9 protein-coding genes are annotated in these 6,000 nt (G+C 64.4%); 6 read left to right on the forward strand and 3 right to left on the reverse strand.

The annotated features are described in order from the left end of the window. Positions 1-344: 344 nt before the first annotated feature. Positions 345-1,328: a helix-turn-helix domain-containing protein gene (locus DIE15_RS33515; RefSeq protein WP_124835548.1), complete on the forward strand. Its 984-nt coding sequence runs from the start codon at positions 345-347 to the stop codon at positions 1,326-1,328. Here DIE15_RS33515 and DIE15_RS33520 read toward each other — a convergent pair. Together DIE15_RS33520 and DIE15_RS33525 are read right to left on the reverse strand one after the other, a co-directional pair. Further along, positions 1,325-1,582: a DUF2875 family protein gene (locus DIE15_RS33520; protein WP_260428415.1), complete on the reverse strand. Its 258-nt coding sequence runs from the start codon at positions 1,580-1,582 to the stop codon at positions 1,325-1,327. The two genes, DIE15_RS33515 and DIE15_RS33520, sit on opposite strands and share 4 nt — an antisense overlap. Positions 1,583-1,651: 69 nt before the next feature. Next, positions 1,652-1,849, reverse strand: a complete 198-nt coding sequence (locus DIE15_RS33525) for a UvrD-helicase domain-containing protein (protein ID WP_057929479.1) — start codon at positions 1,847-1,849, stop codon at positions 1,652-1,654. Positions 1,850-2,033: 184 nt separating this feature from the next. On the opposite strand from DIE15_RS33525, the gene DIE15_RS33530 reads away from it, so the two are divergent. The 3 genes from DIE15_RS33530 (at position 2,034) to DIE15_RS33540 (ending at position 3,951) form a co-directional block, all read left to right on the forward strand. Next, positions 2,034-2,747 (forward strand): PadR family transcriptional regulator, encoded by a 714-nt coding sequence (locus tag DIE15_RS33530; RefSeq protein WP_057929520.1) that lies wholly within the window; start codon positions 2,034-2,036, stop codon positions 2,745-2,747. A gap of 38 nt (positions 2,748-2,785) precedes the next feature. Continuing rightward, entirely contained in the window at positions 2,786-3,607 is an 822-nt protein-coding gene (locus DIE15_RS33535; RefSeq protein ID WP_124835549.1) for a siderophore-interacting protein, read from the forward strand. A gap of 119 nt (positions 3,608-3,726) precedes the next feature. Continuing rightward, the gene (locus tag DIE15_RS33540; protein WP_057929519.1) at positions 3,727-3,951 is read left to right on the forward strand and encodes a hypothetical protein; all 225 of its coding nucleotides are present in this window, start codon (positions 3,727-3,729) and stop codon (positions 3,949-3,951) included. A 39-nt stretch (positions 3,952-3,990) separates the two neighbouring features. On the opposite strand, the gene DIE15_RS33545 is transcribed toward DIE15_RS33540, so the two are convergent. Then, complete coding sequence (locus tag DIE15_RS33545; RefSeq protein ID WP_124835550.1) at positions 3,991-4,572, reverse strand: undecaprenyl-diphosphatase; 582 nt, start codon at positions 4,570-4,572, stop codon at positions 3,991-3,993. A gap of 448 nt (positions 4,573-5,020) precedes the next feature. On the opposite strand from DIE15_RS33545, the gene DIE15_RS33555 reads away from it, so the two are divergent. Next, positions 5,021-5,761, forward strand: a complete 741-nt coding sequence (locus DIE15_RS33555) for an acetoacetate decarboxylase (protein ID WP_057929476.1) — start codon at positions 5,021-5,023, stop codon at positions 5,759-5,761. Between the two features lie 51 nt (positions 5,762-5,812). After that, positions 5,813-6,000: SDR family NAD(P)-dependent oxidoreductase (locus DIE15_RS33560; RefSeq protein ID WP_124835551.1), on the forward strand; the 188-nt coding region annotated here is incomplete at its 3' end.

A 6,000-nucleotide genomic window follows, 5' to 3' on the forward strand; every position in this document is an offset into this window, starting at 1 on the left:
GGCGGGGTCTCCTTGAAAATCGGTGGTTGTTTTTCATGGCGCGAGCCAGCCCGTGCGATTCGACGCGCCGACGGGCTGCGTGCAAGCGCACACCCGATTCGACAGGACAGCTTGCCGATCGCCTTTCGATTCTAGGGACGCGCCGCAAGCGCCGATCGGCGTTGCGTGCATACTTTTGGCTTCAGCGTGCAGATCGGTGCCGCGCGGCGGCGACCTTGGGGAACGTGGAGAAACCACGATTGACGTTGCGGGGCCGGGCTCCCGACAATGGCTGCGTCTGAACGCGCGTCCCGGCCATTTGCATTAACCTTGACGCGTTCCCCGGCTCTCCCCCTCATCCGGCAATGGCACACGAACTCGTCGTCGACGCCAGCAACAGCAGCGCGAATCTGCGCGACCTGATCGCGGACAGCTTCCTGCCGCTGGTCTTTCACGATACCGGCCCGCAGTTCCGGATGTCGGTGCGCGTTGCCACGGTTGGCGGCCTGCGCATGGCGGAGGTCGACACCACCGCGATCCGCGTCGATCGCGACCGCTCGCTCGCGTCGCGCGCCGACAGCGATTGCTACAAGATCCTGTTCCAGATCGCCGGACAAAGCCGCGTCACGCAGCGTAACGCGACGTCGACCGTCAATCCCGGCGAGTGGGTGATCTACGATGCGACGCAGCCGTACATGATCGAATCAACGAACGCGTCGCGCTTCGTCGCCGCACTGACGCCGCCGAGAAGCGGCACGATGTGGCGCTGGTTCGTGGAGCGCGCGGGCGTGCAGGTGCGCAGGACCGTCGGCAATGCACAATTGGCCCTTCAATCGATCCATTACCTGATGGATGGGCAGGTGCCGAATGACCCGGAAAGCCTGTTCGGCTTCGAGCAGTCGACGCTGATGCTGCTCGATTCGGTGATTCGACGCGAGGCGAGCGATTCGCTGACCGGCGCGGATGCGCGCAGCGCTACCCTGCGCATGAACGCGGAAATCTACCTGTCGCACCACTACAGCGATCCCGACTTGTCGCCGGACAAGCTGGCAAGCGCGCTGAACGTGTCGCGGCGCACGCTGTACAGCGCGCTGGCGGCAACCGAGCGGACACCGCAGAGCCTGATTCAGGAATATCGGCTTCAGGCAAGCCGCCGCGCGCTGGAAGATCCGGCCGACACCAATCGCACGTTGCTGGAACTGGCGATCGCGTGCGGGTTTTCGGACATCACGCATTTCGGGCGCGCGTTCAAGGTGCGGTTCGGGTGTAGTCCGGGGGCGTATCGTGGCGCGCATCGGAACATGGGGGACGATCGGCCGGACTCAAACGTGGTTGCTGGCGCTCCCTAGAAGCTCCAACTGAATGTCTGCGGATACGTATGCCGGGACGCGACATTCGGCGGCGTCAGCATGACGATCGTGGCGTGCAACGGAGCGCGCAGGTCGATCAACGCGCTGGTCTTGCCGTCGCCGTAGTCCATCATCAACGCCAGCGCGGATTGGCCCCCAATCGAACTCGTTCCTGTATCGCCGCCGATGCGGCGCTGCATATCGAACGTATTTTGGGGATCGTCACCGATGCCGACGGTCCCGCTTTCAAGCATCCGCACCTTCCCCGATAACCGCTTCGCCACTCACTCATGCCGACGCTGCCCACGGCGTGCGCAATTGCGTCACCGAATCTTTTGCTCGTGCTGATGCATCCGTGTCCCTGACGAGGGAACGTGAGTTGGTCTGCGTTCTCCTCCATCCAGGAGAATTTTCTGGTCGATATCTCCGAACCGCTGCATCACCGACTTGCCATCGAAAATGCGGTTCAGGAAGGATTCCTGGTCCCATGATGTGTCTTGCATCTCGTCGATGAATACCATGGCGAATGCAAACCATCTGTACCTGATCTGCGACGCGTTCGCAAAGATGCTGCCCCTCGCTCCTCACAATAGCTGCGCCGGCGAGTGGCTACGCTCGTCACGATCCTCCCCTAAATATCGTCCTTGACACCCTATCTTTCGATATATATCTTTAGATATGTTTTACGACATACAGGACACGATCATGCGACACATCCCCTCCCGCGGCCATGCCCGATGCGACGGTCATGGTGCGCATGCCGGCCCTGACTGGTTCGCCGGCCTCTGGCACGCGATCGGCCGCCATCGTCGCGGCCACGACTCGTTTGGCGGCGGTGGTCCGTTCGGTGGCCGTGGCGGACGCGGCGGCTTTGGCGATTTCGGCGACGACGGCATGCCGCGCGGCCGCCAGTTCAGCTCCGACGATCTCCAGCTGCTGCTGCTTGCGCTGGTCGCCGAGCAGCCGAGCCACGGCTACGAACTGATCAAGGCGCTCGACACCCGCTCGAGCGGTTTCTACAGCCCGAGCCCCGGCATGGTGTACCCGGCGCTCACGTATCTCGAGGAAGTCGGCTTCGTCGCGTCGCAGGCGGAAGGCAACCGCAAGCGCTATGCGCTGACCGACGCCGGCCGCGCGCATCTCGATGCGCAGCGCGAACGCGTCGATACCTTGTTCGCGCGCCTCACGCACCTCGCACGCAAGATGGAATTCATGCGCCGCGCGTTCGCCGGCGAATCGGCGGGCAGCGAGGCACCGGACGAAGCGCAACCCGGCTGGCTGCCGGAGTTCGTCGAAGCCCGCCTCGCGCTGAAGCGGGCGCTGCTCCACAAGAGCGCCGCCGATGCCGACGAACAGCGGCGCATCGCGGCGATCATGCGCCGCGCGACGGCCGAAATCGAAGGCGGCGCGGGCGCGTAACGCGCGCCGCTCCGTCGAAACCATAGGAGAACGGATTGATGCAGAACACATCCGAACGCGCCGTCACCCGCGTGCGCCATACCCTCAAGTTCCGCCTGCTGCAGGTCGTGCGCGTGCACGCCGTGACGCCGCATCTGCTGCGTGTCACGCTCGGCGGCCCCGACCTCGCGGATTTCGAATCGTCTTCGTTCGACGATCACGTGAAGGTGTTTTTCCCGCCGCCCGGCACCGAGCGGCCCGCAATGCCGACGCTCGGCACGAACGGCCCCGAGTTTCCCGAAGGCGAACCGAAGCCGATCGCACGCGATTTCACGCCGCGTCGCTTCGACCGCGCCGCCTGCGAACTCGATCTGGAATTCGTGCTGAACCATCCGGGTCCCGCATCGCAGTGGGCGGCGCAGGCGCGCGTCGGCCAGTGGCTCGGCATCGGCGGCCCGCGCGGTTCATTCGTGGTCCCAATCGATTTCGACTGGCACCTGCTGATCGGCGACGATACGGCGCTGCCGGCGGTCGCGCGGCGTCTCGGGCAATTGCCGGCCGGCGCGCGTGCGGCGGTCGTGCTGGAAGTCGCGGATCGCACCGCGCAGATCGCATTCGATACGCGCGCAGACGTGCATGAAATCTGGCGCTTTCGCGCCGAAGCCGACACGGCGGACGGCGACATGCTGCTCAATGCGATACGCGAGCTGCCGCTGCCGTCCTCCGGCGACGGCTACGTCTGGGCGGCGGGTGAAGCGCAGTCGATGCGCGCGGTGCGCCTGCACCTGACCGGCGAGCGCGGCGTGGACAAATCGCGCATCCGCGCGGCGGCATACTGGAAGCGCGGCGCGGCGGCCGTGCATGAAACGCTGGAAGACTGACGCGAATGGGCGCCCGCGCATCGGCGGGCTTGGCATCGGCGGCGTGGCTGGTATATATGTATGTCTGCGACGCCGCTGTCGGACGACAGCCACCGCAGCCCGCCCAGGAGCGCCCGGTCATGACAAAAGAAAGCCACGCTTCGCCTTTCCTTCGCAACCTGAAGATCGCCGGCTATTGCGGCCTGGCGGCCGTCGCGCTCGCGTTGTTCGTCGCGATGTGCGCGATCCTGAAGGAAAGTTCTCTCGAACGCGACACCGCCCAGCACCCAGGCGAAACGCCTGAACTGCATGAAGCAGGCGGCGGCACGTCGGGATCGGCCGAAACGGCCAAGACGCCTGGTTGACGGCGTCCGGCCGAAGTTTTACCCGAGTCGCTCTCCCGCTCAGGGCGTGCGCTCATGTCCCATCATCACCGCGTGCACCACGTCGCCGATCCGTTCGAGCAGCTCGACCACGCGTTGCCCGTACAGGTGCACTGCCAGCGCGCCGGCAGTGCCGACCAGCACGCCGCCGGCCATGTCGAACGGCCAGTGCACACCCGCATACACACGACCCCAGGCAATCGCGACAGCCATCGCGGCCATCACGAATCCGGTCAGCCGCGTGGTGCCGGCGAGCATCATGCCGACCGCGAGACTCCACGCGAACGTCATGTGATCGCTCGGAAACGAGCTGTCCGGCGCATGCGGGATCAGTTGCGTGCCGACGCCGGCCATGAACGGCCGTGGCGAGAACCAGAAATGCCCGAGCACCTGCGCGAGCGCGAGCGCCACGCACGTGCCGACGCCGGCTTCGATCGCCTGTCGCCGCGTCGAGCGCTCGCCGAAGATCCAGGTCAGCAGCAGCATCACGGGCAGCGCATAGACGAGCCAGTCGGCGGCGAGGACCGCGAGGTGGGCAACGCCGGGGTGCGGTGCAGCGCCGGCATTGATGGCGGAAAACAGGGTGAGATTGAGGTTCTGCATGAATCCGGGGGCCTAATGATTGGACCGGGCAGGCCGGTCGGATGCGAACGATGTTAGTGCTCACTCGCTTAAGCGTTGCTTAATACGGGGGGCGACGGTGATCCGAACCGCCCCCGTGCGTCGCGCGCGAACGCACTTAGAACCTGCACTGCAACACAAGTTCACACAATTGTCACATTCCAGCGCGACTGCCTCCCGTAAAAGCTCACCACCCGTCCTGTAAAGGCTCACCTTTTTCACATCGTGGCGTCATCGGCACGTGCGAGCATCGGGCCGCCGGGCGCCGTCGACGTCGTTTGTGCCGGTCGCCTCAATATTTACGCGGCAAACGATTCGAAATCGGCAACAATTAATTCCATATGCGGCATCGCACAACGGCAACGCACAGGCATAGGATTACGAGCTTACGAGCACTCATCCACGAAGCGATCAACAACAAGGAGTCCGCATGAAACCGAGCGATGTCCGATCGAAAGCGTTTGCGATGCCGTTGACCAGCCCTGCGTTCCCGATGGGCCCGTACCGTTTCGTCGATCGTGAGTTCCTGATCATCACGTATCGCACCGATCCGGACCGTCTGCGCGAGATAGTCCCCGAGCCGCTGCAGATCACCGAGCCGCTCGTGCATTACGAATTCATTCGCATGGCCGATTCGACCGGCTTCGGCGACTACACCGAGAGCGGCCAGGTGATCCCCGTCGAATACAACGGCCAGGCCGGCGGCTACACACTCGCGATGTATCTCGACGATCACCCGCCGATCGCCGGCGGCCGCGAGCTGTGGGGCTTCCCGAAGAAGCTCGCGTCGCCCACGCTGCACGTGAACACCGATCACATCCTGGGCACGCTCGACTACGGCAAGGTGCGCGTCGCGACCGGCACGATGGGCTACAAGCACAAGGAACTCGACATCGACGAGCAGACGAAGCGCCTCGCCGGCCCGAACTTCCTGCTGAAGATCATCCCGCACGTCGACGGCACCGCGCGCGTATGCGAACTGGTGCGCTACTACATGCAGGACATCAAGATGAAGGGCGCGTGGACGGGCCCTGCCTCGCTCGAACTGGCACCGCACGCACTAGCGCCGGTAGCCGACCTGCCGGTGCTGGAGATCGTCGAAGCCCGCCATATCGTCGCGGATTTGACACTCGGCCTCGGCGAAGTCGTCTACGATTACCTGGCTCAGTAACACGTCCGCAGTCCTTTCTCCTGTCAATCCTTTCACCACGGGAAATTCGAAATGAGCAACCTGAATGGCAAGACCGCAGTCGTCACGGGCGCCGCAAGCGGCATCGGCAAGGAAATCGCACTGGAGCTCGCGAAGGCGGGTGCGGCCGTCGCGATCGCCGACCTGAACCAGGATGGCGCGAATGCGGTTGCCGACGAGATCAACAAGGCGGGCGGCAAGGCGATCGGCGTCGCGATGGA

The sequence above is a fragment of the Burkholderia sp. Bp9031 genome, from assembly GCF_003857965.1.
GTDB classification, from domain to species: Bacteria; Pseudomonadota; Gammaproteobacteria; order Burkholderiales; family Burkholderiaceae; genus Burkholderia; species Burkholderia ambifaria_A.